Genomic DNA, 25,637 nt, shown 5'->3' with positions numbered 1-25,637 from the left:
TGCGCGCCGTGCGCAACGATGGTGAACGTCCACGTTTCGCACGGGGCGATCACACATTGATCACAGTGAGGTTGACCGGCGAGCGGCGGCCCGAGACGACCACGATGCCGCTGTCCGACACATGGAAGCGCGTGCGGTCCGCGGCCTCGTCGTAGCCGACGACGGTGCCCGGCGGCAGCACGACGTTCTTCTCGATGATGGCGCGGCGGACCCGGCAATCGCGGCCGATCTCCACGTTGTCGAACACCACGCAGTCCTCCACCGTGGCGAAGGAATGCACCCGCACGTAGCGCCCCAGGACGGAGCGTCGCACGGTGGCGCCGGAGATGATGGTGCCGCCCGCCAGCATCGAATCGACGGCGGAGCCCCGCCGCCCTTCGTCGTCGAAGGCGAACTTGGCGGGCGGGTCGGAATAGCCGGCGGTGCGCAGCGGCCAGGCGCGGTTGTAGATGTCGATGGGCGGGTCGATCGCCCGCATGTCCATGTTGGCCTCGTAGTACGCGTCGAGCGTGCCGACGTCGCGCCAATAGGCGGGCTGGTTGGGCAACTGGCCGGGGATGCGGTTGGTGGCGAAATCGTAGGCGTACATGGCCGAGCTGCCGACCAGGCTGGGCAGGATGTCCTTGCCGAAATCGTGGCTGCTGTCGGCCCGTTCGGCGTCCTGGTAGACCATCTTCAGAAGATGGTCGCGGGAGAAGATGTAGTTGCCCATCGAGGCCAGGACCTGATCGGGCCGGCCGGGGATGGTCGGGGCGTCGGCCTGCTTCTCGATGAACCCGGTGATGCGCCCGTCCGGCTCGACCTGGAGGACGCCGAAGTCCTTGGCGAACTTCTTGTCCACGGGAAGGGCGGAGATCGTCACCTCGGCCCGGCGCTCCAGATGGTGCTCGATCATCGAGCGCACGTTCATCCGGTAGACGTGGTCGGCGCCGAACAGCAGGACCAGGTCGGGTTCCGACTGCTCGATCAGGTTGGCGTTCTGGTACACCGCGTCGGCGGTGCCGCGGTACCATTCCTCGCCGGCGGTGCGCATCTGCGCCGGAACGGGGACGATGAACTGGCTGTTCAGCATGCCGCCGAACTGCCAGCCGTCGCGCAGATGCTGGATCAGCGACTGGCTCTTGAACTGCGTCATCACGTAGATCGAGTAGATGCCGGAGTTCACCAGGTTCGACAGCACGAAGTCGATGATCCGGTACTTGCCCCCGAACGGCACCGCCGGCTTCGCCCGCTCCACCGTCAGGGGATGGAGGCGGGTCCCTTTGCCGCCGGCCAGCACCAGTGCCAGGACCTTGATTTGCATTGTTATTCCTCCCCTCAAGCGCGGCGTGCGTGGCGGCGCGCATGGCGGCCGCTCCCGCGGGCCGCATTGCGCCCGATCGTTTCCCCCAGCTTAACATTTTATGCGAATGAAGTATCCCCCGCCGTCCCGCCGTCATGCCACCGGCGGCAGTGGACGGGAGGCAGAGGGGGCGCGGCGTCAGGACGCCGGCAGGGGCGCCGCGTCGATGCGGCCGCGCGGTGCGGCCTTGACGGCGGGGCCGGCGTTGTCGGTGGGCTTCGGCATGAACACGGGACCGGCGCCCGCGGGGCGCGGCTCGCCGCGCAGGCGCAGCAGGTGGAGGCGCACGTAGGCCATGCCCGCGGCGGTGGAGACGGCGACCCAGTCGGTGCCGTGGGCCCGGCCCATCACCTGCAGCGGCTGGCCCGCGCCGATCCGGGCGACCACCGCCGACGCGGTCGACGGCTGGGCGTGCAGCGCCAGCGCCCGGTCCGCCGACCAGTCCCCGGCCACCGGGTCCAGCCCCGGCGCGGCCCGCATCGGCGGCGCCGGGGCGGGCAGGGCGGCGACCCGCTCGCGCGGCTGGCAGGCCGCCAGCAGGAGGGCGAGCCCGAGCAGCAGCGGGCGGGGGCGCAGGATGAGGCGGCGCATGGTTCGGCGACCTTCCGGGGAACGGCGCCGCAGCGGGGCGGCGCGGCGACCCTAGCACGGGGTGGCGGTGTTCGCAGTGCGGAAATCGCCCGCCGCGCGATCGCCCGCGGCCGCGCGGGGCCACCCGGTCGGGCAGTGGAAAAACCTCCGGGCTCCTGCTAGACATCGACGAATCGAACGACAATCGCCGCCGGAGGACACCCTAGCCATGGCCGCTCGCCGCAAGCTGATCGCCGGAAACTGGAAGATGAACGGCCTGAAGGCCGTCGGGCTCGACCTCGCCTCCGATCTCGCCGGGCGGCTCAAGGGGGCCGGCAGCGTGGCCTTTGACATGCTGGTCTGCCCGCCCTTCCCGCTGCTGTTCCCGGTCGGCGAGGCGATCGCCGACAGCACGCTGGCGCTGGGCGGCCAGGACTGCTCGCCGCACGGCAAGGGCGCCCACACCGGCGACGTCGCCCCGGCCATGCTGGTCGACGCCGGATGCCGCTACGTCATCGTCGGCCACTCCGAGCGCCGCCAGGACCACGGCGAGGGCGACGCCGCGGTCGCCGCCAAGGCCGCCGCGGCCCATGCCGCCGGCCTGGTGGCCATCGTCTGCGTCGGCGAGACGGAGGAGGAGCGCGGGGCCGGGAGGGCCGAGGAGGTGGTCGGCCGGCAGATCGCCGGGTCCCTGCCGGAGGGCGCCACCGCGGTCAACACTGTGGTGGCCTACGAGCCGGTCTGGGCCATCGGCACGGGCAAGACCGCGACGCCGGCCGACGTGGCGGCCATGCACGGGTTCATCCGGGGGGCGCTGCGCTCGCGGCTGGCCGACGCCGAGGGGGTGCGCATCCTGTACGGCGGCTCGGTCAAGCCGGCGAACGCGGCGGAGCTGATGGCGGTGCCCGACGTCGACGGCGCGCTGGTCGGCGGCGCGTCCCTGCAGGCCGACGATTTCTGGGCGATCGCCGCGAGTTGCCGCTAGCGTCTCCGGGCGTGGCGCGCTAAAACGACGGGGCACGCGCGCCCCGGGCCCCTGACACGGCCCGCGGCGCGCGCTCGGTTTGGGCATTTGGTCGGTTCGCACGGAACCAGGTCTGGAAGGAAGCGGGTTCATGGAGTCGGTGGTTCTCGTCATACACCTGCTCATCGCCGTGGCGATGGTCGGCGTCATCCTGATCCAGCGGTCGGAAGGCGGCGGACTGGGCATCGGCGGCGGCACCATGGGCGGCATGATGACCGCCCGCGGCACCGCGAACCTCTTGACCCGGACCACCGCGATCCTCGCCGCCTGCTTCATGGCCACCAGCATCCTGCTGGCGATCCTGGGCGGCCGCACGGGGACGCCGACCTCGATCATCGACGATCTGCCGACCACCCCGGTGGAACGGCCCGTGGCCCCGGCGGTGCCGGCCCCGCCGGTCGCCCAGTGATGGGCCGGCGCCGCAGCGGCGCCGCCCCGCCCGGCCCGGGCGGACGACAGGACAAGAGGCGGCGCCCCCGATGCCGCCTCTTTCGTTTGCAGGGACCAGGAGTCCCGCTTCGGGGACGGATTCCGGCGCTTAAGGTCTGTGGACGGTCATGACTCGGTACATCTTCATCACGGGCGGTGTCGTCTCCTCGCTGGGCAAGGGCCTGGCCTCGGCGGCGCTGGGGGCTCTCTTGCAGGCGCGCGGCTACAAGGTCCGCCTGCGCAAGCTCGACCCCTATCTCAACGTCGACCCCGGCACCATGAGCCCGTACCAGCACGGCGAGGTGTTCGTGACCGACGACGGCGCGGAAACCGACCTCGACCTCGGCCATTACGAGCGCTTCACCGGGGTGTCGGCGCGGCGCGGCGACAACGTCACCACCGGCCGCATCTACAAGACGGTGATCGAGAAGGAGCGCCGCGGCGACTATCTCGGTGGCACGGTCCAGGTGATTCCCCACGTCACCGACCAGATCAAGGAGTTCATCGGCGCCGAGGTCGGCGACGAGGACTTCATCCTGTGCGAGATCGGCGGCACCGTCGGCGACATCGAGTCGCTGCCCTTCCTGGAGGGCATCCGCCAGTTCGGCAACGAGGTCGGGCCCGAGCGCGCGCTGTTCGTCCATCTGACGCTGCTGCCCTACATCCCCACGGCGGGCGAGCTCAAGACCAAGCCGACCCAGCATTCGGTGAAGGAGCTGCTGTCGGTCGGCATCCAGGCCAACATCCTGCTGTGCCGCGCCGACCGGCCGATCCCCGACGGCGAGCGGCGCAAGATCGCGCTGTTCTGCAACATCCGGCCGGAGCGGGTGATCGCCGCCCTGGACGTCGACACCATCTACCAGGTGCCGGTCAGCTATCACGAGGAAGGCTTCGACACCCAGGTGCTGGAGTACTTCGGCCTGCCGACCGCCGGCGAGCCGGACCTGAGCCGCTGGACCGACATCGTCGAACGGGTGCGCCGCCCCAACGGCGAGGTCACCATCGCCGTGGTCGGCAAGTACACCAGCCTGCTCGACAGCTACAAGTCCCTGGGCGAGGCCCTGACCCACGGCGGCATTGCCAACAACGTCAAGGTCCGCCTGGACTGGATCGATTCCGAGATCTTCGAGACCGACGGGGCGGTGCAGCGCCTGGAAGGGGTCCACGGCATCCTGGTGCCGGGCGGCTTCGGGTCGCGCGGCACCGAAGGCAAGATCCGCGCCGCCCAGTTCGCGCGCGAGCGCGACGTGCCCTATTTCGGCATCTGCTTCGGCATGCAGATGGCGGTGATCGAGGCGGCCCGCAACCTCGCCGGCATCGTCGACGCCGGCTCCACCGAGCTCGGCCGGCCGGGCAATCCGGTGGTCGGCCTGATGACCGAGTGGATGCGCGGCAACGCCCTGGAAAAGCGCCCCGAGGTCGGCGATCTCGGCGGCACCATGCGGCTGGGCGCCTATCCCGCCAAGCTGGTGGCGGGATCCAAGGTCGCCGAGGTCTACGGCACCGCCGACATCTCGGAGCGGCACCGCCACCGCTACGAGGTCAACGTCTACTACAAGGACCGGCTGGAGAAGGTCGGCCTCCTGTTCTCCGGCCTGTCGCCGGACGGGGAGCTGCCGGAGATCGTGGAGCTGGCCGACCACCCCTGGTTCATCGGCGTGCAGTTCCACCCCGAGCTGAAGTCCAAACCGTTCGACCCGCACCCCTTGTTCACCTCCTTCATCAAGGCGGCGATCGAGCAGAGCCGGCTGGTCTGACACCGCCGGGCAGGGGACAACCAGGGGGCGTCGGCACGGTCGGCGCCCCTGTTCCGTGCCCGGCCGGCGGCGCGGAACGGGTGGCGCACACGGCCGGCCGACCTCCCACCATAGCACTATCCCGATAGGGCTAAGACAAAGACCCCACCGCGGCAGACAACCTCCTCCCGGCGCAAGCATCGCCGGGGCCGCGGGGGCCGCCGCCGCCCATCCCTCCGTATTGTTCTGATGGTCTATAATCCGCAATACGACGCTTTTTGTATTGCTTGGTGGCCGAACCATGTTTAGGCTTCGTTTTGGGCACGGCATGCCGCACACCGAATTTGGCATGCCAGTGATCGGGCGCCGCTTGGGTCGATTCCCCGTGTGAATCGGCCGCGGCTCGGCCGGCGTTCCCCCGCCCCCCGGCCCAACCATCAAACACGAGGTCCAACCGCCCAGCGAACCAAGCAGAGGAGGAAACGTCATGACACACGCCTTGACGCGTGGACTGCTCGGAGTGTCCATCGGGGCCGCTCTCGGTCTGTGCACCGCGCTCACCGCCACCCAAGCGGCGGCGGAATGGAAGCCCCAGAAGCCGGTCGAATTCGTCATCATGGCCGGCCCCGGCGGCGGCGCCGACCAGTTGGCCCGCCTCGTCCAAAGCATCGTCGAAGAAAACGACTTCGCCAGCGTCCCCTTCATCCCCGTCAACAAGGGCGGCGGATCGGGCGCCGAGGGGCTGCGCTACCTCGAGAGCAAGTCCGGCGACCCCCACGTCATCATGACGACGCTGAACAGCTTCTTCACGACGCCGCTGCGCCAGAGCACGCTGAACGTCGACCCGACCAAGTTCACCGGCATCGCCAAGCTCGTCGAGGACCCGTTCATCCTCTGGGTGCACTCGGATTCCCCGGTCAAGTCGGTGGACGCGTGGGTGACGTCGGCCAAGGAGGCGGGCAGCGACTACGTGGTCGGCGGCACCGGCACCGGCCAGGAGGATTCCCTGGTCTTCGCGATGCTGGAACAGCAGTACGGGCTCGACCTCACCTACGTTCCCTTCGACGGTGGCGGCGACGTCGCCAAGAACCTGGTGGGCAAGCAGATCGAGGCGTCGGTCAACAACCCGGCGGAGCAGACCGGCTTCTACGCGGCGGGCATGACGCGACCGCTCGGTGTGTTCTCCAAGGAGCGGCTGCCGGCCTACCCGGATGTCGCGACGATGGGCGAGCTGGGCGCCCCGGACCTGGTCTACCACCAGCTCCGCTTCGTGGTCGGCCCGCCGGAGATGCCCAAGGAGGCCCGGGACTACTACATCCAGGTCTTCAAGAAGGTGCACGAGTCCCCGGAATGGCAGCAGTACGTCAAGAAGCAGGCGCTTGAGCACGCCTGGCTCGCCGGCGACGACCTCAACCAGTTCATGGAGGAGCAGGTCGACGTCCACCAGACGCTGCTGAAGGCGCTGGGCGAACTGTGATCACCGCGATCCACGGACGCAGCGGCGACGTGGGCAAGACGAGGAGGCCATAACCATGCGACGGGCAGAACTGATCACGGCCGTGGTGTTGGGGATCGCCTCGATGCTGCTCATGGTCAAGGCGGCGGAACTTCCCATCGGCTGGAACGGCCGGACCGGTGGTCCGGCCGGCGGGGCGGTGCCCTTCTGGCTGTCGGCGGGAATGCTGGTCGTCAGCGCCGTCATCTTTGTCCGGGGATTGAGGGGGGTGACGCCCGAATCCCGGTCGGAGGAACCGTTCATGGACGCGGACACCTTCAAGCTGTTCGCGATCACGGCCGGGTCCCTGTTCGTCATGATCCTGTCGATCCATGTGATCGGCATGTACGCCGCGATACCGCTGTTCTTCATCTTCTACATGCGGTACGTCGGCCGTCATTCCTGGATCACGACGGGCCTGATCGCCGCCGCGGTGCCGGTCTTCCTGTTCCTCTTCTTCGAGATCACCATGAAGGTGACCTTGCCCAAGGGGATCACGGAGCCGCTGTTCTATCCCCTCTTCGCGCTCGTCTACTGACGGCGCGCCGGCCGGCCCCCCGGGGCCGGCCGTCCCGGCGGGGCCTGAGGCCGGCCGCCACATCGAAACCCGAGCCGCCGCCGCGGTCCGTCGGCAGCGGGCCCGTGTGCCCGACCGAACGGCCGCCCGTGCGCGCGGTGCGGCATGCAATCCGTGACCCAGAGGACCGGGCCAATGGACGTAGTCAGTCTACTCATGGAGGGCTTCGCGGTCTCGCTGCAGCCCTTGAACCTTGCAATGATCATCGTCGGCTGCGGGGCCGGCCTGGTGATCGGGGCGCTGCCGGGGCTGGGCTCCGTGAACGGCGTCGCCATCCTGTTGCCGGTGACCTTCCTGGTGCCGCCGGAAACCGCGATGATCTTCCTCGCGGCGATCTACTACGGCGCCATGTACGGCGGCGCCATCAGTTCCATCCTGCTGGGCATCCCCGGCGCCTCCACGGCGGTCGCGACGACCTTCGACGGCCGGCCGCTGGCCATGAAGGGCCTGGCCGACCGGGCGCTCGTCGCCGCCGCCGTGGGGTCGTTCGTGGGCGGCACCGTGTCGGTGATCCTGTTCACCCTGTTCGCGCCGCCGCTGGCCATGTTCGCCCTGAAGTTCGGCCCGGCGGAATCCTTCGCCCTGATGCTGGTCGCCTTCGCCACCTTCATCGGCCTGGGCGGCGACGACATCCCCAAGACCATCTTCGCCATCCTGCTCGGCCTCGTCTTCAGCACGGTGGGGCTCGACCACATCAGCGGCATGCCGCGGATGATCTTCTTCGACCTGCCGGGATTCTACGCCGGCATCGGGTTCATCGTCCTGGCCATCGGCATCTACGGCATCGGCGAGATCCTGTGGACCTTCGAGGTCAGCAAGGGCAAGGTCGAGATGATGCAGGCCAAGACCAACGCCTCGCGGATCTGGCAAAGCGTCAAGTCGCTGAAGCGGTCCACCGGCACCATGGCGATGGGCTCGCTGATGGGCTATTTCGTCGGCATGCTGCCGGCGGCCGGCGCGACCCCGGCGTCCTTCATGGCCTACGGCTTCGCCCGCACCTTCTCGCGCAACCCCAAGGCCTATGGGACCGGCGAGGTGGACGGGGTGGTGGCGCCGGAATGCGCCAACAACGCCGCCAGCACCGGCGCGCTGCTGCCCATGCTGACGCTGGGCATCCCCGGGTCCCCCACCACCGCGATCCTGCTGGGTGGCATGATCATCTGGGGCCTGACGCCGGGACCGATGCTGTTCATCCAGGAGAAGGAGTTCGTGTGGGGCCTGATCTCCAGCCTCTACACCGCCAACGTCGCCACCCTGCTGCTCAACATCGCCTTCATCCCGGTGTTCGTGTGGGTGCTGCGCATGCCCTTCACGATCCTGGCCCCGATCATCTTCATGCTGTGCGTGGTCGGCGGCTTCGCCCCGACGACGGTGATGCACGACGTCTGGCTGATCCTGCTGTTCGGCGTCGGCGCGTATTTCCTGCGCAAGCTGAACTACCCGATGGCGCCGCTGGTCCTGGCGCTGGTGCTGGGGCCGCTGGCGGAAAAGACCTTCCGCCAGGCGATGATCACGTCCCAGGGCGACATCACCACCTTCGTGACCCGGCCGCTGTCGGCCGTGTTCATCCTGTTCGCCGTGCTGCTGGTGGCGCTGCCCTTCATCCGCAACGCCATCGCCATCGCCCGCAGCCGCCGCAAGAGCGCCGCGACGGCGTGATGAAGCCCGCCCCCGGGCGGCCCCGCGCCGGGGGCCGCCCGCGACGGCCGGTCCCGTTCCGGCCGGCCAGCCGAGGAGGCGCCGCCGCCATGGCCCCGACCCCCTTTGCCGGCGCCGCCGGCCCCGTCGAGCCGCCCGCACCGCCGTCCGCCAGCACGCGGGTCTACGACGCGCTGAAATGGGCGATCGCCCGCATGGACATCTACGCCCGGCCCGACGCGGTGCGGCTGGAGGAAACCGGGCTCGCCCGCGAACTGGGGATCAGCCGCACCCCCATCCGCAAGGCCATGGCCTTCCTGGAGACGGAGGGGATCGTCCGCAGCATCCCCTACCGCGGCGTCTTCGTCGTGCGCCGCACCCGGCGCGAGATCGTCGAGATGATCACGGTGTGGGCGGCGATCGAGGGGCTGGCGGCCCGGCGCATCGCCGAGTGCGGCACGGTGGACGACGTCGCGGCGCTGCACGCCACCCTGGCGGGGCACCACGGCGCGAGCCCGGGGGCGGGCTACCGGGACGCCAACAACCGCTTTCACGAGGCGATGATCCGGTTGAGCCGCAGCCCCCTGATCGACCGCATCACCGACCGCCTGGCCTTCCACGTCCAGCCCATCCGCCGGCTGGCGCTGGCCCACGAGGACCGGCTGCGCAGCTCCATGGCCGACCACCGGGCCATCCTGCGGGCGATCGAGCGCGGCGAGGGCGAGCGCGCGGAGGCGCTGGTCCGCCGCCACTCCCTGGGCCTGGCCGCCCATGTGGAGGCCCATGGCGGCTTCCTCGACCGGCCGTGGCGGGTGTAAGCCGCGCCCACTCCGCGCGGCATGACGGCCAACGCGTCACGGCGGTTGACCGTCGGCCCCGTTTTCTGGGATGGAAGGACCCGTCCGCCATCCCGCCAGGAGCGCCGCATGCCCACCCCCCGCACCGTCCGGATCGGCCCCCTGTCCGTCGCCAACGACCGGCCGTTCGTGCTGATCGCCGGCCCGTGCCAGATGGAGAGCCGGGAGCACGCCCTGGAGATGGCCGGTGCGCTGTCGGAGATGTGCGGCGCCCTTGGCATCGGCCTCATCTACAAGTCGTCCTTCGACAAGGCCAACCGCACCTCCATCGCCGCCGCCCGCGGCATCGGCCTGGACGGCGCGCTGCCGGTCTTCGCCGAGATCAAGGAGCGGTTCGGCTGCCCGGTGCTGACCGACGTCCACGAGATCGACCAGTGCGCCGCCGTGGCCGAGGTGGTCGACGTGCTGCAGATCCCCGCCTTCCTGTGCCGTCAGACCGACCTCCTGGTGGCGGCGGCGCGCACGGGGCGGGTGGTCAACGTCAAGAAGGGGCAGTTCCTGGCCCCCTGGGACATGAAGAACGTGGCGGCCAAGCTGGTGCAGGCCGGCAACGAGAACGTGCTGCTGTGCGAGCGCGGCGCCAGCTTCGGCTACAACACGCTGGTCTCGGACCTGCGCTCCCTGCCGATCATGGCCGAGACCGGCTTCCCGGTGGTGTTCGACGCCACCCATTCCGTCCAGCAGCCGGGCGGCCAGGGGACGTCCTCGGGCGGCCAGCGGGAGTTCGTGCCGGTGCTCGCCCGGGCGGCCATCGCGGTGGGCGTCGCCGCGGTCTTCATGGAAACCCACCAGGACCCCGACAGCGCCCCCAGCGACGGCCCCAACATGGTGCCGATCGGCGAGATGCCGGCCCTGCTGGCGCGCCTCCAGGCCTTCGACCGCCTGGCCAAGAGCTAGGGCGGGGCCGCGGTCACGCCGGCGGCGCGAAGGCGATCCGCACCGCCCGGTTGACCGCCACCGGCAGCGCCGACATGTGGGTCTCCCCCGCGAACACCTCGAACCGGGCGCGGAGTCCGTCCGGTGCCCCGTCCAGGCGGGCCGCCATGGCCCGCGCGTTGGCCACGGTCCGCGTCGTCCGCTTGCGCTCCAGCAGGGCGTCGGCGTCGTCGCGGCCGACCTGGAAGGGCGCCAGCCGGTCGCCCTCCCATTCGCCCGCCGACAGGTGCAGGACGCCGCCGGTGCCGGGGACCCGCCGCGCCTCGTGGGCGAGGATCGCGCCGTCCTCCCAGAAGATGGAGGGGCTGGCCGCCACCCAGGTGCGGAACAGGTCGGGCCGGGTGAACAGGGCGTAGAGGGTGAACAGCCCGCCGAAGGAGTGGCCGAACAGGGTGTGGCGGCCGGCGGCGACGGGAACGCGCGCGGCGAGCCAGGGCATCGCCGTGCCGGCGATGAAGGCCAGGAACCGGTCGGCGCCACCGGTCGCCACCGGCGGCCCGCCCGTGGTGAAGGGCGGATAGGTGCGGCCGGGTGGCGGGCTGAGGTCCCAGGAGCGCCGCAACGGGTCGTAGGGGGCGTCGCCGGGGTAGCCGATGGCGACGACCACCCCGTCGGCGACGTTGCTGCCCCGCGGGTGCGCGGCCTGGACGCGCAGGCTGCCCGCGGCCAGCGGAAAGGCGGCGTTGCCGTCGCTGAGCCAGAGCACCGGCCAGCCGCCGGCCGGCGGCGCGCCATCCGGGGCCAGCACGAAGACGCGCCAGGGCGGGCCGCCGTCGGCCGGCGGGAGGTCGGCCCACCGGGAGCCGGGCACGGTGTAGGGCGTGGCGGCGCCGTGGTCTGCCGCGGCCAGCGCGGGGCCGGCCCAGGCCAGCGCGACGGCGCCGGCCAGCACGGCGCGCCGGCCGGGCCGCCCGGCGGCGCTCACCACCGGTAGCGCAGGGTGCCGGAGACCACCCGCCCCTCGCCGAGGTAGCAGTAGCCGTTGTTGCAGGTCGTCACCGTCTCGTCCTCCAGGTTGCTGACGTTGAGGGCGACGCTGAGACCGTCCAGGCGGTGGCCCAGCGCGCCGAGGTCGTAGCGCAGGGCCGCGTCGAACAGGGTGGCCGAGGGGTTCTTCGCCGTGTTGGCGTTGGACGTGTAGGTCTCGCCGACGTGGCGGGCGCCACCGCCGATCTGCAGGCCCGCCAGGGCGGCCGTCGTGAAGCGGTAGTCGACCCACAGCGAGGCGGCGTGGCGCGGCGTCACCATGGGCGTGTTGCCGATGTTGGCGGCGGTCGCGTCATCGGTGATCTCCGCGTCGTTGACGGTGTAGGAGGCGATCAGGTCCAGCCCTTCCGCCAGGGTCATCCGGGCCTGCGCCTCGACGCCGCGGGTCGTCACCTCGCCGATGGACTGGTAGTAGCTGCCGACCGTGCCGTTGTACCCGACGTATTTGGGGACGTTCCGCTCCGTGAGGTGGTACGCCGCCAGCGTGAACAGGCCGTCGAACCCGGCGGGCTGGTACTTCAGCCCGACCTCCACCTGTTCGCCGGTCGACGGCCGCAGCGGCGCGCCGGCGATGTCGACGTAGGCGGTGGGCTGGAACGATGTGGCGTAGCTGACGTAGGGGGACAGGCCGAGCGCGCTGCGGTAGAGCAGGCCGGCGTTGTAGGTGGTCTTGCGATCCTCCTGGTCGGCCGTGGTGGCGCCGGTGGCGTGGTCCTCCTGGGTGCGGGCGACCCAGTCGCGGCGCACCCCCAGCGTGGCGTGCCACCGCTCCAGGACCTCGATCTGGTCCTGGAGGTAGACGCCGGCCTGGCGGATGTCGGTGTCGCGACCGGAGCTGTAGGCGGGGCGGTCACCGCCGCGGCCGTAGGCGGGGTCGTCCAGGTAGAGGTCGTACTCGCGCGTTGCCGCGGCGCTGCCGGTGAGGAACTCCGTGAGGCTGGCCTGGTAATCGACGCCGACCAGCACCCGGTGGGCGAGCGGGCCGGTGGCGACCTCGCCCAGCGCGCTGAGGTCGGTCTGCGCCGTCAGCATCGCGTCGCTCAGGGCGTAGCGGCCGCGGGCGTAGTAGGGCCGGCCGTCTCCATCGCTCTTCCAGCCGCCGCCGGCGACGCTGCCGGTCAGGTATTTGGCGGTGGTGTCGACGTAGCCGAGGCGGGAGGCGTTGCGCAGCGTCCAGGCCGCGCCGACGCGGTGGGCGATCTCGACGCCGAGCTGGTACTGGCGGACCTCCTGGGTGTCGTAGTCGGGGTCGCTGGCGCGGATCGCGTAAACCTCTCCGTTGCGGTTCAGGGCGGCGACGTTGCCGTCGGTCTCGTCGTGCTGGACCGAGGCGAGGACGGTCACCGTGGTGTCGCCGTCGGGGGCGTAGGTGAGGGACGGTGCCACCAGGAAGCGTTCGTCCGCGACGTCGTAGCTGCCCTCGCCCAGGCGCCCCAGACCGACCACCCGGTAGAGCCAGCGCCCGTCGGCGTCCAGCACGCCGCCCTGGTCGACGCCGGCCTGGTAGCGGCCGGTGCCGTCGATGCGGCCCATCACCTCGTGCAGCGGCGTGGACGACGGCCGCTTGGACACGCGGTCGATCAGCCCGCCCGGGGTGGACTGCCCATAGAGGGCCGAGGCCGGCCCCTTGACGATGTCGATCCGTTCCAGGGCGTAGGGATCGGTGCGGAAGGTGCCGTAGCTGCTGCTCATCTGGCGCAGCCCGTCCTTGAAGTCACCGAAGGTGGTGAGCCCGAAGCCGCGCACGGAGATCTGGTCGAACCGGGGGTCGTAGCCGAAGCCGCCGGTGGCGACGCCGGCGGCGTAGCGGACCGCCTCGGCCACGGTGGCGGGCGCGCGCCGGTCGATCTCGTCGGCGCCGACGACCTCGATCGAGCGCGGCGTCTCCAGGAGCGGGGTGTCGGTCTTCGTGCCGGCGACGCTGGTGGCCGCGACGTAGCCGTCCACGGCGCCGCGTCCGTCGCCGCGGTCGGCGGTGATGCGGACCGGCCCGAGCCTCAGCGCGCCGTCCGCCGCCCCGCCCGTCGCCCCGGCTGGCGCGGCGCGGGCGATGGTGACGCTGTTGGGGCCGGTGAAGCGGTGGGCGAGGCCGGTGCCCGCCAGCAGCCGGTCGAGAGCGGTGGCGGGGGCGAGGTCCCCCGCAACCCCGGCGGTGCGCAGGCCGCTGGTGGTGGCGCTGTCGTAGAACACCTGCATCCCGCTGGCGGTGCCGAACCGCAGCAGCGCGTCGTCGACGGAGCCCGCGGGGATCGCGAACCGGACGGTCTGCTGCGCCACCACCGCGGCGGGCGCCACCGCGATGGCCGCCGCCACCGCCGCCGCCAGCACGCCCGCCATCCCCCGAACCGTCTCCGCCATCGCCGTCCCCCTTGTCGGTGCCGCGCCCGGTGGCGCGAGTCTCATGGGAAAAGACGACGGGCGCGCGGCAACACGAAAATTTTCTTGGGCCGCGGCACCGGCCGGCCCCCGCGGTCAGCGCAGGATGACGATGCCGCCGGGCAGGTCGATGCGGCGGGTGTGCAGCGTGTCCTCCAGATGGGCCAGGATCTCGTCGGGATGGCTCAGGTGGAAGACGCCGGACACCCGCCGGGCGTCGAGCGCACCGCCGGCGACGATCACCTTGCCCTTGCGGTAGCGGTTGAGATCGGCGACCACCTCGGCGAGGGGGCGGTCGCGGAACACCAGCAGGCCGTTGCGCCATTGGGCGGCGGTGTCGGGTGCGGCCGCGACGACCGGCCCCAGCCCGTCCGGCGTGTAGCGCAGCGCCTCGCCCGGCGCCAGCCAGCGCCCGTCGCCGCAGGCGACGCGCGCCCGCCCGTCCAGGCATTCGACGAGGACGTCGCCGATGCCGAGGGCGACCGCGAAGGTGCCCGCCGCCGCCGCGGTGTCGCCGCGTCCGGCGGACACCACGAAGGGCTGCCCGCCGCCGTCGGCGACGGTGAAGACGGCCGCGCCGGCCAGCAGCGTGAGCCGCCGGCCGCCGCCGCCGTCCAGCGACAGGGCCGAGGCGCCGCCGAGGCGGATCGACGAGCCGTCGGCCAGCGCGATGTCCTTCTGTTCGCCGACGCCGGTCGCGAAGTCCGCGGCCATCGCCGCCATCGGCGGCAGCGCGCCGACCTCGGACAGGACCAGGCCGGCGGCGGCGGCGGCGGCGGACAGGCCCAGTCCCGTCAGCACGGCGCGGCGGGAGCGGGCGGGCCGCGCGGCCGGCGCCAGGGCCGGGCCGAGGCGCGACCACAGGCGGGCGGCGTCCCGGAAGGCGCGGTCGTGGCCGGGGCTGGTCGCCCGCCACCGCCGCAGCGCCTCGGCATCCTCCAGGGTTGCCTCGCCCGAGGTCAGGCGTGCGATCCAGGCGGCCGCGTCTCTTTGCAGAGAATCGTGCTCCTGGTGCACCGTCTCTCCTTCCCCTGAGGTGGACCGGGCGGCGGGAGGCGTCGTCGTGCGGTGGGCCCGGACCGGCCATCGCGCGGGGGGCGCGGACACGCCGGTCAGGCCCGGTTCTTCTTGCGGAGGCGGACCCCACAATATTCAATGGCCCGGCGGATGTCCATTTCGACCGTCCGCACGGACACCCCCAGGTCGCGGGCGATCTCGGCGTGCGGGCGCTGCTCGATCCGCGACGCCACCACGGCCCGGCGCTGGCGGTCCGGCAGCTCGCGCAGGATGTCGGCCAGGCAGGCGAGCTGGTCGCGGTCCTCCAGAGCCTTCGCCTGGCTGGGCTGCTCGTCGGGCAGATCCAGGATCTCCGCGACGGCGTGCGCGCCGAGCCGGCGGCGGTGAACCCGTTCCTGATCGATCACCAGGCTGCGCGCGATCTTGAGCATGTAGGGCCAGGGTGCGGCGAGCGCGGCGGTGCCGTTGCGGGCGAAGCGGATCCACGCCTCCTGGGCGAGGTCCTCCGACACCCCGCGGCCGGCCAGCCGGCCCGCGAAATAGCGCAGCAGCTGCGGCCGGTAGCGGGCGAACACCCGGGAGAGATCATCGGAATCGGCCATTCTTGCGTCGCGGTTCCCTGTCGCCCACGGCCGCCGGGGAGCCCCCGCGTCCGGCCGTCGCATACCCGGCCATGCGATCTTAATGAGAATGAATGTTAATCGCAATATGCATCGCGGCGCTTTGTCGCGCGGCCTATGCCGTCTCCCCGATTGGCGGGGCGCCGCCGGAACCCAACTTGCCCTCCTACGGCCGGCGTTCGACCGGACACCACCACCGCACGCTTCCGGGGAGCGCGGCATGGACCTCGACGTGCTGATCCTGAGCCGTCTGCAGTTCGCCTTCACCATCGGCTTCCACATCCTGTTCCCGACCCTCACCATCGGCCTCGGCCTGTTCCTGGTGGTGCTGGAGGGGGACTGGCTGCGCCGTGGCGATCCCGAGGCGCACCGGCTGCTGCGGTTCTGGACCAAGGTGTTCGCCCTGGCCTTCGGCGTCGGCGTGGTGTCGGGATTGGTGCTGAGCTACCAGCTCGGCACCAACTGGAGCCGCTTCTCCGCCTTCACCGGCAACCTTCTGGGACCGATCATCAGCTACGAGGTGCTGACCGCCTTCTTCCTGGAGGCGGGGTTCCTCGGCATCATGCTGTTCGGCTGGCAGCGCGTCACGCCGCGGGTCCACTACCTCGCGACCTGCCTGGTCGCGCTGGGCACCCTGTTCTCCGCGTTCTGGATCCTCTCCGGGAACTCCTGGATGCAGACGCCGGCCGGTCACGCCATCGTCGACGGGCGGATCGTCGCCGTCGACTGGTGGGCGGCGGTGTTCAACCCGTCCTTCCCCTACCGCCTCGCCCACATGGTGGTGGCGTCGTTGCTGGCCTCGGCGTTCCTGGTGGCCGGCGTCTCGGCCTGGCACACGCTGCGCGGCATCCAGCCGGCGGCCGCGCGGCGGGCGTTCTCGCTGGCCATGTGGATGGCGCTGGTGGCGGCCCCGGCCCAGCTGGTGATCGGCGACATGCACGGCCTCAACACGTTGGAGCACCAGCCGATGAAGGTCGCCGCCATGGAGGCGATCTGGGAAACCCAGTCGGGCGCGCCGCTGCTGCTGTTCGCGTGGCCCGACGAGGCGACGGGGCGCAACGTCGTGGAGTTCGGCATCCCCGGGCTGGGCAGCCTGATCCTGACCCATTCCCTGGACGGCACGGTGCGCGGCCTGAGCGAGGTGGCCGCCGCCGACCGTCCGCCGGTGACGGTGGTGTTCTGGTCGTTCCGGCTGATGGTCGGCATCGGCCTGCTGTTCATCGCCATGGCCGTGGCCGGCCTGGCCCTGCGCTGGCGCGGCCGGCTCCACGACACCCGCTGGTTCCACCGCCTGGCGGTGCTGGCGTCGCCGCTGGGCTTCGTCGCGGTGCTGGCGGGCTGGGTCACCACCGAGGTCGGGCGCCAGCCCTGGGTGGTCTACGGGCTGCAGCGCACGGCCGACGGGGTGTCGGAGCTGCCGGCCGCGTCGGTGGCCTGGACCTTCGCCCTCTTCATCGTCGCCTACACCGTCCTGTTCGCCGCCTTCCTGGTGTTCTTCCTGCGCCTGGTGCGCCTGGGCCCCGGCGACGGCACCGGGTCGCTGCATTTCCACGACAAGGCGCGTGCCGTCGTCCACAAGGCCGGTTGAGAGGGAACGCCGCCATGCCCAGCGAAGCCACCGTCGACCTCTCCCTGGTGTGGAGCGCCATCATCGCCTTCGGCGTCTTCATGTATGTGCTGCTGGACGGCTTCGACCTGGGCGTCGGCATTCTCTTCCCGTTCACGCGCGACCGGCGGGAACGGGACACCATGATGAACAGCGTCGCGCCGGTCTGGGACGGCAACGAGACCTGGCTGATCCTCGGCGGGGCGTCGCTGATGGGCGCCTTCCCGCTGGCCTACGCCACCATCCTGCCGGCCTTCTACCTGCCGGTCATGGTGATGCTGTTCGGCCTGATCTTCCGCGGCGTCGCGTTCGAGTTCCGCTTCAAGGCCGGGCGGCGGCAGCCCTGGTGGGATGCCTCCTTCTTCCTGGGCTCGCTGGTCGCCACGCTGGCCCAGGGCGTGCTGCTGGGCGCCTACATCGACGGCATCCCCCTGGAGCGGGTCGACGGCGGCGGTTGGCGCTACGGCGGCGGGACGTTCGACTGGCTCACCCCCTTCAGCGCCATGACCGGGATCGGCCTGGTGTGCGGCTACGCCCTGCTCGGCGCCACCTGGCTGGTGATGCGCACCGAGGGCCCGCTCCAGGACCGAGCCTTCACCGCCGCCCGGGCGCTGGCCGCCGCGGTGGCCGGCTTCGTGGTGGTGGTCAGCGTCTGGACGCCGTTGAGCCACCCCGACATCGCCGACCGCTGGTTCAGCCGGCCGAACCTGCTGTACCTCAGCCCGGTTCCGGTGGTGACGGCGGTGGTGGTCGCCGCCCTGTTCGTCACCCTGGCCCGGCGCCGCGAGACCGCGCCCTTCCTGCTGGTGATGGCGCTGTTCGCCCTGTCGTTCCTCGGCCTCGCCATCAGCCTGTGGCCCTACGTGGTGCCGCGGGCGCTGACCATCTGGGACGCCGCGTCGCCGGCGGACTCCCAGCTCTTCCTGCTGGTGGGCGTGGTCGTGCTGCTTCCCGTCATCCTCGCCTACACCGCCTTCTCCTACCGGGTGTTCCGGGGCAAGGTGGCCGACGCCGAAGGCTACCACTGAGGAAGCGTCCTCGCGGCGCGGGTTTCAGCGCGCCAACGCGGCGGCAATCGGGGCGTAACACGGCCATGCGAACACGGGCGGTGGAGGCGACGCGCAGAGGGGGCCCCATGCGGTTCGATCTGCGGCCGGCGGCCGGCGACATCCTGCAAGAGGCGTTCGTGTGCGTGGTCGGCAGCGACGTGGACGGCCCGGCGCGCGAGCGCGCGATGCCGGCGGAGCTCGCGGCGCTCAAGGCCACGCGCGGCTGTCCGCCGGCCGCCTGCGCGCGGTGCGGCCTGCGCATCGACTGCGAAGCGCGGGTCATCGACATCATCGGGGCGGCCGAAGCCGGGCCGCCGGCACCGGACGCCCACCCGTTCGATGGCCATACCAGCGGATCGCCCGACCTGTGCTAAAGTGACCGCTTGGCGGCGGCGGGGTGGGCATGGGCTTCACGGTGACCTTCTGGGGCGTGCGCGGAACGGTCCCCTGTCCGGCGCGCTCGCACATGGCGTTCGGCGGCAACACCGCGTGCGTGGAGATCCGGGCGGCGGGGCAGACCATCGTCGTCGACGCCGGCACCGGAATCCGCCTTCTGGGCCGGCGTCTGCTCGAGGAGGGCGCGCGCTCGGCCACCCTGCTGCTCAGCCACACCCACCTGGACCACATCAGCGGCTTCCCGTTCTTCGCGCCGGCCTACACCCCCGGCTTCGCCCTGCGCGTCGTCAGCGCCCACGTCACCGGCAATCCCGGGATCGAGGCGGTGCTGGCGCGGCAGATGGAGCATCCGCTGTTCCCCGTGCCGCTGCGCACCCTGGCCGGCGACCTCAGCTATCTGGAGGTGACGGCGGGGGAGACCATCGACCTCGGCTCCGGCGTGCGGGTGCGCACGGCCCCCCTCAACCACCCCGACGGGGCCACCGGGTACCGCATCGAGTGCGGCGGGCGGGCGATGGCCTATGTCACCGACACCGAGCACGTGCCCGGCCGGCCCGACCGTCATGTCCTCGACCTCATCACCGGCGCCGACCTCGTGCTCTACGACGCCACCTACACCGACGAGGAACACGCCCGGCGCGTGGGATGGGGGCACTCGACCTGGACGGAGGGTGTCCGGCTGTGCCAGGCCGCCGGCGTCCGGCGCCTGGCCCTGTTCCACCACGATCCCGACCACGACGACGCGGCCATGGCCGCCATCGAGGCGGCGGCCCAGGCGGTCTGGCCGCCGGTGTTCGCGGCCCGCGAAGGCACCACCATCGACCTCGCGGACGGGCCGGGAACCGGCGGCTGAGGTTGCGGGCCGGGGATGGTGCGGCGCGGTTTGCGGGCACCCACAGCGGAACCATTCGCGGCACCGCCGGTTCGCAGCGTGTGGGTGTCGGGGGGAGCCTGTCTCCCCTGCCGGCGCCCCGAGACGAACGCCACGAAACCGTCGGAGACTACCATGCGAACCCCCCTTCTCATGACCACCGCGGTTGTCCTGTCGCTGGCCCTTCCGGGTGTCGCGTCGGCGCAGCAGGGGCAGCCCGCAACCCAGCCGTCCAGCCAGAGTGGCGCCTCGGCATCCGCCGAGATCCAGAGCGCCAAGGACACCATCGCCGAGGCCAAGCAGACCCTGCAGCAGGCCAAGCAGGGCATGTCCCAGCCCGGCGGAGCCGGCGAGCAGGCGCGCACCGAGCTGCGCCAGGCGCTGCAGGACCTCGAGGACGCAGCGGCCGACCTGAAGGGGGACGCCCAGTACGGCCAGGTCGGGACGCAGCTGGAATCGAGCAGCCGCTCGGCGATGACGGCCGTCGGTGACGGCGGCGACCTGTCCCCCGAGGCGATGAACGCCATTGCCGACGTCGAGGCCGTGATCATCGCCTTCGAGGAAACCGGCGCGCGCCAGCAGCGCTCCGACCTCCAGGGCGCCCAGGGTGCCGAGGGCGCCCAGGTGACCGTCGACCCCGCCAATCCGGAGATCGCCGTCCAGACCGAGCCGCCCGAGGTGACGGTGGACACGCAGGCTCCGCAGGTGGCCGTCCAGACCCGGCAGCCCGAGGTGACGGTGCAGCAGCCGCGGCCGCAGGTGACGGTGCAGCAGCCCAAGCCCGAGGTGACGGTCCGGCAGCCCCAGCCGGAGGTCACCGTCCAGCAGGCCCGGCCCGAGGTGACGGTCGAGCGCGCGCAGCCCGAGGTGACGGTCGAGCAGAGCCGGCCGGAGGTCACCGTCGAGCAGGCCCGTCCCGAAGTGACGGTCGAGCAGGCCCGGCCGGAGGTCACGGTCGAGCGCCAGGGCGAGCCCCAGGTGGCCGTGGAGAGCGAGGGCGCGCCCCAGGTCGACGTGGAGCGCCAGCAGTCGGCCGACGCCGGCCAGGGCGGGGTGGAGCCGGGCTCCGCGATGGGCGGCGCGACGCTGGGTGTGGACCGGGATGCCGGTGACCTCGCCGTGATCGCTCCGGTCGACGAGAGCGGGGTCGACGAGAGCGGGTCGGGCAGCGACCTGGCCGCGGCCGGCGGTGCCGACTACGGCATCCAGGGCTGGCCCGCCGGCATGCGCGTCGAGGAGTTGCTGGGCCGCGACGTCTACTCGCGCACCGGCGACGATATCGGCGAGGTGGAGGACGTGATCCTCGACCCCGAGAGCGGGAACATCCAGCAGGTGGTGGTCGCCGTCGGCGGCTTCCTCGGCATCGGCGAGCACGACGTGGCGCTGCAGTTCGACCGCCTGTCGTTCGACGCCGGCCAGGACGGGCTCTCGGTGGACACCACCCGCGAGCAGCTCGAGGCGATGGAGTCGTTCGAATACAACGACACCATGACGTCGCTGCGCGACCGGGGCGTCGAGTAGGGCGGACCGCGCGGCGTCGCCTTCGCGGGTTTCCGAAGGCGTGTCGGGGGCGCCGGACCAGCGGTCCGGCGCCCTTGGCGCGTCTGCGTTCCCGGCCTGCGGCCCCGGCCTGGCCCGGCCCCGGTCCGCACGCTGGCGCCGCGCCGGTCGGGTCGGGCTCCGCCGCTTCGGTGTCGGCCAGGGTCGCCCGCCGGACCGCTCACACCGCCGATTGCAAAAGTGATGGACAAGGGATTCGTGCTTGTTTTCCTTTGTGTGACAATGAATTTGACGCGCCCGCCGGGGCGGAGGATGAGTTGCGATGGGTGTAAGCGGTGGCGGTGCGCGGCTGCGCTCGATCGAGGATCTCCGCGTTCTGGTGGTGGAGGACGATTCCTTCACCCGCAAGCTGGTGCTGCGCCTGCTTCAGGATCTCCACGTCCGCGAGTCATGGGAGGCGGCCGACGGGGTGGCCGCGTTGGAGGTGCTGCGCCGCCAGGGTGGAGCGGTGGACGTGGCGATCTGCGATCTCGAGATGCCGAGGATGGGCGGTCTCGATCTCCTGCACGCGCTGCGCACGGCGACCGGCAACCCCCTGTCCAACCTGCCGGTGATCGTGCTCACCACCCACAGCGAGGCGAAGACCGTCAAGCAGACCATCGCCTACGGCATCTCCGGCTACCTGGTGAAGCCGGTGTCGAAGGCCGATCTGATGAAACGTCTGACCTTCGCCATCCAACAGGCGCGCTAGACACTCTGTCCCATGGCCGATGGCAGGGCACGCTGGCCGGCGTGTATCATCGCCCCGCATCTGGTTCCAGGGGATGGCCTCCATGCAGACTGCGACGGCGATCGTCGAGCGCCGCGGCGAGCTTGCCCGCGCGGTGGTCGAACGCCAGTTCGCCCGCAGACCGGACCTGTACGCGCGATACGGGGACGCCGGCCGGGAGAAATGCGTCGAGGACGTCGGGTACCATCTCCTGTACCTGGGCGAGGCGGTGGCGGTGGACAGTCCCGGCCTGTTCCGGGAGTACATCGCCTGGGCGAAGGTGCTGTTCGCCGGGCTGCGCATTCCCGTCCAGGAGATGGCGGACAGCCTCGTGCTGCTGGGCGAGGTGATCGACGAGGCGGTCGGGGGCGAGCCGGCGCGGCGGGCCCATGCCTGCATCGCCGCGGCGCTGGCCATCCTGCCGACCGCCCCGGTGGACCTGCCGCCGGCGATCGGTCCCGAGGCGCCCCACGCGGCGCTCGCCCAGGCCTACCTGGCGGCCCTGCTGGCCGGCGACCGCCGCCACGCCACGGGGCTGGTGCTCGAGCGCGTCGAGGCCGGGCTGCCGGTGCGCGAGGTGTACCTCCACGTCTTCCAGCCGGTCCTGCGCGAGGTCGGGCGGCAATGGCAGACCGGGCGCATCAGCGTCGCCCACGAGCATTTCGCCACCGCCGCGACCCAGGCGGCGATGGCCATCCTCTACCCCCGCATCTTCGCCGGCGCCCGTGTCGGCCGCACCCTGGTCGCCGCCTGCGTCGGCGGGGAGCTGCACGAGGTCGGCATGCGCATGGTCGCCGACTTTTTCGAGATGGAGGGATGGGACACCTACTACATCGGCGCCAACGTCCCGGTGGCGGCGGTGGTGCGGACGGTGCGCGAGCGCGGAGCGGACGTGCTGGCGGTGTCGGCCACCATCACCGGCCACATCGGCAAGGTGGCCGAGATGATCGCCGCCGTGCGCGCCGACGCCGGCGCCGCGGCGCCACGCATCCTGGTCGGCGGCTACCCGTTCAACATCGATCCCGACCTGTGGCGCAAGGTCGGCGCCGACGCCTCGGCGGCGGGCGCCGACGGTGCGGTGCGCGCCGTGGGACGGCTGCTCGCGGCAGGGGCGCCGCCGTGACCGGTGCCGACGGTCGCGGCGCCGGCGCCGTCCTGGTGTGCGACCGTGACGGACGGGTGACCGCCGTGCACGCGGTCGGCGGAGGGATCGCCGGGCTCGAGCCGCGGATCGACGTGCCGTTCCCGGTGCTGTTCGGCCTGCAGCCCTTCGGCCGCGCCCTGGACCTGTTCGCCACCCTGCGCCGCGACGGGGTGGTGGTCGATTGGCCGTTGGAGACCGTGGACGCCGCGGCGGAGCGCGTGCTGTACGTGTCAGGGCGGACGCTGGGCGCGATCATCGCCCTGGCGGTCGCCGACGCGCCGGGGGCCGCGCCATCCCTGTGCGCCGCCGTCGGCCGCGTCCGGCCGGATCTCGCCACGCTGCTGACGGCGCTGGGCGAGGCGCGGCCGGCGCCGACCATGGAGGCGCTGTTCGACGAGATGGCGCGGCTCAACAGCCAGCTCGCCACCACCCAGCGCGAACTGGCCAAGGCCAACGCCGAGCTCGCGGCCAGCGACGCGCAGAAGAGCCGCCTCCTCGGCATGCTGGCGCATGACCTGCGCACCCCGCTTCAGATCATCGCCGGCTTCGCCTGGATGCTGACGGGGCGCCTGAAGGACCGGGTCGAGCCGCGCGACATCGCCGGCCTGGAGCGCATCCGCGAATCCAGCCAGTTCATGCGCCACCTGATCGAGGACGTGCTTTCCCTGTCGGCGCTCCAGGCCGGGCGGCTCACCCTGGTGCGCCGACCCGTGGACCTCGGTGCGCTGGTCCGCGCCAACCTGGCCAGCAACGCCATCCTGGCCTCCGGGCGCGACGTCACGCTCGCCGCCGCGGTGGCCGACGGCCTGCCGCCGGTGCCGGTCGATCCGCCCCGAATCGAGCAGGTGATGAACAACCTCGTGTCCAACGCCATCAAGTTCTCCGACGCCGGAGGGCATGTGCGGGTGGTCGTGGAACGCGCCGCGCGCGGCGTCGGCGTCGCCGTGATCGACCACGGCCGGGGCATCCCGGCCGACGACGTCGACCAGCTCTTCCGGCCCTATTCCCGCACCTCGGTCGTGGCGGCCTCGGGCGACGCCTCGGTCGGCCTCGGGCTCTTCATCTGCCGCAGCATCGTCGAGGCCCATGGCGGCACCATCGCGGTGGAGAGCGCGCCCGGCCGCGGCAGCACCTTCCGCTTCGAGCTGCCGGTGGAGGGATGACCGGCGGGTCGCCGGCGCGGGCCGGCCGCCGCGACCCCCGCCCCGGCCCGGCTCAAGCTGGCCTTCCGCGCCGCGATCCGGTAGAACGGCGGGGAGCCTGGTCCACCCACCGGACGGTCCGACGCCGCGGCGCGCGCCGCGGGAGCCGCAGCGAGCCATGATCTGGGAACTGCTGATCGTCCTGCTTCTGATCGTCGTCAACGGCTTCTTCGCGATGTCGGAGTTGGCGGTGGTCTCGGCGCGCCGGGTCCGCCTGCGGCAGATGGCCGAGGCCGGCAGCCGCGGCGCCCGGGCCGCGCTGGCGCTGGCCGAGGACCCCGGGCGTTTCCTGTCGACGGTGCAGATCGGCATCACCCTGGTCGGCATCGTCGCCGGCGCCTATGGCGGCGCGACCCTGGCGGAGCCGCTGGCGGCGGAGCTGGCCGCCGTGCCCTGGCTGCGGCCCTACGCGGCCGAGCTCGCCTTCGTCCTGGTGGTGGCGGCCATCACCTACCTCTCGCTCATCGTCGGCGAACTGGCGCCCAAGCGGGTGGCGCTGGCCCGGGCCGAGGGCATCGCGGCGATGGTGGCCGGGCCGATGGCCGCGCTCACCCGGTTCAGCGGCCCGGTGGCGTGGCTCCTGGTCGCCTCCACCGAGGGGCTGCTGGCGTTGCTGCGCCTGCCCAAGGCGGGCGAGCAGTCGGTGACGGAGGAGGAGGTCAAGGCGCTGATCGAGGAGGGGACGCGCGCCGGCGTGTTCGCTCCGGTCGAGCAGCAGATGATCGAAGGGGTGCTGCGCCTGTCCGACCGCCCGGCGCGCGCGATCATGACGCCGCGCCGCGACGTGGTGTGGCTCGACCCCGACGACCCGGCGGACACCATTGGCCGCGAGATCGCCGCCAGCGGCTTCTCGCGCTTTCCCGTGTGCCGCGGCCAGCTGGACGAGGTGGAAGGGGTGGCCGCCGCCAAGACCCTGCTGGACCAGGCGCTGCACGGCCGCCCCATCGACCTGCGCGCCGCACTGGTGGCGCCCCTGGTGGTGCACGACGGCACCCCGGTGATGCGGGTGCTGGAGCTGTTCAAGCAGGCCTCGGTGCACATGGCGGTCGTGGTCGACGAATACGGCAGCGTGGAGGGGATCGTCACCGTCACCGACATCCTGGAGAGCATCGCCGGCGAGCTGCCGCAGCCCGGCGAGGACGGCGAGGCGGCGGTGCGCCGCGCCGACGGCTCGTGGCTGCTCGACGGAATGACCCCGATCGACGAGGCGGCGGCGCTGCTCGGCGTGGCCGAGCTGCGCGGCGACGGCGGCTATCACACGCTGGCCGGCTTCGTGCTCGACCGGCTGGGCCACCTGCCGGCGGCGGCCGAAACCTTCGAGTGGCGCGGTCTGCGCTTCGAGGTCGTCGACATGGACGGCCGCCGGGTCGACAAGGTGCTGGTGCAGCCGGTCGCCGTGGCGCCACCCGACGCCCTCCGCGACACGCCCCGGTCCGGCCGGGATTGACCGGGATGGGCACGCGCCACCGGCCCTCCGGCCTCCCTGGCCGCCGGCC

At 71.9% G+C, this 25,637-nt stretch carries 23 protein-coding genes; 17 read left to right on the top strand and 6 right to left on the bottom strand.

Annotation, left to right across the window (positions count from 1 at the left end; genetic code table 11):
* Nucleotides 1-49 precede the first annotated feature (49 nt).
* Nucleotides 50-1,303: a glucose-1-phosphate adenylyltransferase gene (gene glgC / locus AC6H2I_RS19925; protein WP_497502441.1), complete on the bottom strand. Its 1,254-nt coding sequence runs from the start codon at nucleotides 1,301-1,303 to the stop codon at nucleotides 50-52.
* Nucleotides 1,304-1,480: 177 nt separating this feature from the next.
* Nucleotides 1,481-1,933, bottom strand: coding sequence for an SH3 domain-containing protein (locus tag AC6H2I_RS19920; RefSeq protein ID WP_497502440.1), 453 nt, complete (start codon nucleotides 1,931-1,933; stop codon nucleotides 1,481-1,483).
* A gap of 208 nt (nucleotides 1,934-2,141) precedes the next feature.
* Here AC6H2I_RS19920 and tpiA point away from each other — a divergent pair, with 208 nt between their 5' ends.
* The 8 genes from tpiA (at nucleotide 2,142) to kdsA (ending at nucleotide 10,565) form a co-directional block, all read left to right on the top strand.
* Nucleotides 2,142-2,897, top strand: coding sequence for a triose-phosphate isomerase (gene tpiA / locus AC6H2I_RS19915; protein ID WP_497502439.1), 756 nt, complete (start codon nucleotides 2,142-2,144; stop codon nucleotides 2,895-2,897).
* A gap of 130 nt (nucleotides 2,898-3,027) precedes the next feature.
* Nucleotides 3,028-3,345, top strand: a complete 318-nt coding sequence (gene secG, locus AC6H2I_RS19910) for a preprotein translocase subunit SecG (RefSeq protein WP_497502438.1) — start codon at nucleotides 3,028-3,030, stop codon at nucleotides 3,343-3,345.
* 148 nt (nucleotides 3,346-3,493) lie between these two features.
* Nucleotides 3,494-5,122 carry a CTP synthase gene (gene pyrG / locus AC6H2I_RS19905; RefSeq protein ID WP_497502437.1) on the top strand — a complete coding sequence of 543 codons (1,629 nt, stop codon included), beginning with the start codon at nucleotides 3,494-3,496 and terminating at the stop codon, nucleotides 5,120-5,122.
* A gap of 466 nt (nucleotides 5,123-5,588) precedes the next feature.
* Nucleotides 5,589-6,578 (top strand): Bug family tripartite tricarboxylate transporter substrate binding protein, encoded by a 990-nt coding sequence (locus AC6H2I_RS19900; protein ID WP_497502436.1) that lies wholly within the window; start codon nucleotides 5,589-5,591, stop codon nucleotides 6,576-6,578.
* Between the two features lie 55 nt (nucleotides 6,579-6,633).
* The gene (locus AC6H2I_RS19895; protein WP_497502435.1) at nucleotides 6,634-7,134 is read left to right on the top strand and encodes a tripartite tricarboxylate transporter TctB family protein; all 501 of its coding nucleotides are present in this window, start codon (nucleotides 6,634-6,636) and stop codon (nucleotides 7,132-7,134) included.
* Nucleotides 7,135-7,308: 174 nt separating this feature from the next.
* Nucleotides 7,309-8,832 carry a tripartite tricarboxylate transporter permease gene (locus tag AC6H2I_RS19890; RefSeq protein ID WP_497502434.1) on the top strand — a complete coding sequence of 508 codons (1,524 nt, stop codon included), beginning with the start codon at nucleotides 7,309-7,311 and terminating at the stop codon, nucleotides 8,830-8,832.
* Nucleotides 8,833-8,921: 89 nt separating this feature from the next.
* Entirely contained in the window at nucleotides 8,922-9,629 is a 708-nt protein-coding gene (locus tag AC6H2I_RS19885) for a GntR family transcriptional regulator (RefSeq protein ID WP_497502433.1), read from the top strand.
* 108 nt (nucleotides 9,630-9,737) lie between these two features.
* Nucleotides 9,738-10,565 carry a 3-deoxy-8-phosphooctulonate synthase gene (kdsA, locus tag AC6H2I_RS19880; protein ID WP_497502432.1) on the top strand — a complete coding sequence of 276 codons (828 nt, stop codon included), beginning with the start codon at nucleotides 9,738-9,740 and terminating at the stop codon, nucleotides 10,563-10,565.
* A 13-nt stretch (nucleotides 10,566-10,578) separates the two neighbouring features.
* Here the strand turns inward: kdsA and AC6H2I_RS19875 are convergent, their stop codons facing one another.
* The 4 genes from AC6H2I_RS19875 to AC6H2I_RS19860 form a co-directional block, all read right to left on the bottom strand.
* Entirely contained in the window at nucleotides 10,579-11,529 is a 951-nt protein-coding gene (locus AC6H2I_RS19875) for an alpha/beta hydrolase (protein ID WP_497502431.1), read from the bottom strand.
* Nucleotides 11,526-13,949 carry a TonB-dependent siderophore receptor gene (locus tag AC6H2I_RS19870; protein ID WP_497502430.1) on the bottom strand — a complete coding sequence of 808 codons (2,424 nt, stop codon included), beginning with the start codon at nucleotides 13,947-13,949 and terminating at the stop codon, nucleotides 11,526-11,528. Before AC6H2I_RS19870 ends, AC6H2I_RS19875 begins: the two co-directional genes overlap by 4 nt.
* Nucleotides 13,950-14,063: 114 nt before the next feature.
* On the bottom strand, nucleotides 14,064-14,984 hold the full coding sequence (locus tag AC6H2I_RS19865; RefSeq protein ID WP_497502429.1) for a FecR family protein: 921 nt from the start codon (nucleotides 14,982-14,984) through the stop codon (nucleotides 14,064-14,066).
* A 95-nt stretch (nucleotides 14,985-15,079) separates the two neighbouring features.
* Complete coding sequence (locus AC6H2I_RS19860; RefSeq protein ID WP_497502428.1) at nucleotides 15,080-15,586, bottom strand: RNA polymerase sigma factor; 507 nt, start codon at nucleotides 15,584-15,586, stop codon at nucleotides 15,080-15,082.
* Nucleotides 15,587-15,824: 238 nt separating this feature from the next.
* Between AC6H2I_RS19860 and AC6H2I_RS19855 the strand changes: the two genes are divergently transcribed.
* The 9 genes from AC6H2I_RS19855 (at nucleotide 15,825) to AC6H2I_RS19815 (ending at nucleotide 25,588) form a co-directional block, all read left to right on the top strand.
* Nucleotides 15,825-17,192, top strand: coding sequence for a cytochrome ubiquinol oxidase subunit I (locus tag AC6H2I_RS19855; RefSeq protein ID WP_497502427.1), 1,368 nt, complete (start codon nucleotides 15,825-15,827; stop codon nucleotides 17,190-17,192).
* Between the two features lie 14 nt (nucleotides 17,193-17,206).
* Complete coding sequence (gene cydB / locus AC6H2I_RS19850; protein ID WP_497502426.1) at nucleotides 17,207-18,238, top strand: cytochrome d ubiquinol oxidase subunit II; 1,032 nt, start codon at nucleotides 17,207-17,209, stop codon at nucleotides 18,236-18,238.
* 107 nt (nucleotides 18,239-18,345) lie between these two features.
* Complete coding sequence (locus tag AC6H2I_RS19845; protein ID WP_497502425.1) at nucleotides 18,346-18,633, top strand: hypothetical protein; 288 nt, start codon at nucleotides 18,346-18,348, stop codon at nucleotides 18,631-18,633.
* Between the two features lie 29 nt (nucleotides 18,634-18,662).
* Nucleotides 18,663-19,508: an MBL fold metallo-hydrolase gene (locus AC6H2I_RS19840; protein ID WP_497502424.1), complete on the top strand. Its 846-nt coding sequence runs from the start codon at nucleotides 18,663-18,665 to the stop codon at nucleotides 19,506-19,508.
* A 153-nt stretch (nucleotides 19,509-19,661) separates the two neighbouring features.
* Nucleotides 19,662-21,047 (top strand): PRC-barrel domain-containing protein, encoded by a 1,386-nt coding sequence (locus AC6H2I_RS19835; RefSeq protein WP_497502423.1) that lies wholly within the window; start codon nucleotides 19,662-19,664, stop codon nucleotides 21,045-21,047.
* 301 nt (nucleotides 21,048-21,348) lie between these two features.
* Nucleotides 21,349-21,777: a response regulator gene (locus tag AC6H2I_RS19830; protein WP_497502422.1), complete on the top strand. Its 429-nt coding sequence runs from the start codon at nucleotides 21,349-21,351 to the stop codon at nucleotides 21,775-21,777.
* A 19-nt stretch (nucleotides 21,778-21,796) separates the two neighbouring features.
* On the top strand, nucleotides 21,797-22,918 hold the full coding sequence (locus AC6H2I_RS19825; RefSeq protein WP_497502421.1) for a cobalamin-dependent protein: 1,122 nt from the start codon (nucleotides 21,797-21,799) through the stop codon (nucleotides 22,916-22,918).
* Nucleotides 22,915-24,102: a sensor histidine kinase gene (locus AC6H2I_RS19820; protein ID WP_497502420.1), complete on the top strand. Its 1,188-nt coding sequence runs from the start codon at nucleotides 22,915-22,917 to the stop codon at nucleotides 24,100-24,102. Before AC6H2I_RS19825 ends, AC6H2I_RS19820 begins: the two co-directional genes overlap by 4 nt.
* A gap of 157 nt (nucleotides 24,103-24,259) precedes the next feature.
* A complete protein-coding gene (locus tag AC6H2I_RS19815) occupies nucleotides 24,260-25,588 on the top strand; it encodes a hemolysin family protein (protein ID WP_497502419.1) in 1,329 nt (442 codons plus the stop codon).
* The last annotated feature ends 49 nt before the right edge of the window (nucleotides 25,589-25,637 follow it).

Source organism: Azospirillum sp. NS33 (genome assembly GCF_059703765.1).
This window is presented reverse-complemented; position numbering and strand designations above follow the sequence as displayed.

Bases quoted from the DNA above. Each gene is read 5' to 3' on its own strand.
- glgC (WP_497502441.1), bottom strand. From the start codon at position 1,303: ATGCAAATCAAGGTCCTGGCACTGGTGCTGGCCGGCGGCAAAGGGACC.
- AC6H2I_RS19920 (WP_497502440.1), bottom strand. From the start codon at position 1,933: ATGCGCCGCCTCATCCTGCGCCCCCGCCCGCTGCTGCTCGGGCTCGCC.
- tpiA (WP_497502439.1), top strand. From the start codon at position 2,142: ATGGCCGCTCGCCGCAAGCTGATCGCCGGAAACTGGAAGATGAACGGC.
- secG (WP_497502438.1), top strand. From the start codon at position 3,028: ATGGAGTCGGTGGTTCTCGTCATACACCTGCTCATCGCCGTGGCGATG.
- pyrG (WP_497502437.1), top strand. From the start codon at position 3,494: ATGACTCGGTACATCTTCATCACGGGCGGTGTCGTCTCCTCGCTGGGC.
- AC6H2I_RS19900 (WP_497502436.1), top strand. From the start codon at position 5,589: ATGACACACGCCTTGACGCGTGGACTGCTCGGAGTGTCCATCGGGGCC.
- AC6H2I_RS19895 (WP_497502435.1), top strand. From the start codon at position 6,634: ATGCGACGGGCAGAACTGATCACGGCCGTGGTGTTGGGGATCGCCTCG.
- AC6H2I_RS19890 (WP_497502434.1), top strand. From the start codon at position 7,309: ATGGACGTAGTCAGTCTACTCATGGAGGGCTTCGCGGTCTCGCTGCAG.
- AC6H2I_RS19885 (WP_497502433.1), top strand. From the start codon at position 8,922: ATGGCCCCGACCCCCTTTGCCGGCGCCGCCGGCCCCGTCGAGCCGCCC.
- kdsA (WP_497502432.1), top strand. From the start codon at position 9,738: ATGCCCACCCCCCGCACCGTCCGGATCGGCCCCCTGTCCGTCGCCAAC.
- AC6H2I_RS19870 (WP_497502430.1), bottom strand. From the start codon at position 13,949: ATGGCGGAGACGGTTCGGGGGATGGCGGGCGTGCTGGCGGCGGCGGTG.
- AC6H2I_RS19860 (WP_497502428.1), bottom strand. From the start codon at position 15,586: ATGGCCGATTCCGATGATCTCTCCCGGGTGTTCGCCCGCTACCGGCCG.
- AC6H2I_RS19855 (WP_497502427.1), top strand. From the start codon at position 15,825: ATGGACCTCGACGTGCTGATCCTGAGCCGTCTGCAGTTCGCCTTCACC.
- cydB (WP_497502426.1), top strand. From the start codon at position 17,207: ATGCCCAGCGAAGCCACCGTCGACCTCTCCCTGGTGTGGAGCGCCATC.
- AC6H2I_RS19845 (WP_497502425.1), top strand. From the start codon at position 18,346: ATGCGGTTCGATCTGCGGCCGGCGGCCGGCGACATCCTGCAAGAGGCG.
- AC6H2I_RS19840 (WP_497502424.1), top strand. From the start codon at position 18,663: ATGGGCTTCACGGTGACCTTCTGGGGCGTGCGCGGAACGGTCCCCTGT.
- AC6H2I_RS19835 (WP_497502423.1), top strand. From the start codon at position 19,662: ATGCGAACCCCCCTTCTCATGACCACCGCGGTTGTCCTGTCGCTGGCC.
- AC6H2I_RS19830 (WP_497502422.1), top strand. From the start codon at position 21,349: ATGGGTGTAAGCGGTGGCGGTGCGCGGCTGCGCTCGATCGAGGATCTC.
- AC6H2I_RS19825 (WP_497502421.1), top strand. From the start codon at position 21,797: ATGGCAGGGCACGCTGGCCGGCGTGTATCATCGCCCCGCATCTGGTTC.
- AC6H2I_RS19815 (WP_497502419.1), top strand. From the start codon at position 24,260: ATGATCTGGGAACTGCTGATCGTCCTGCTTCTGATCGTCGTCAACGGC.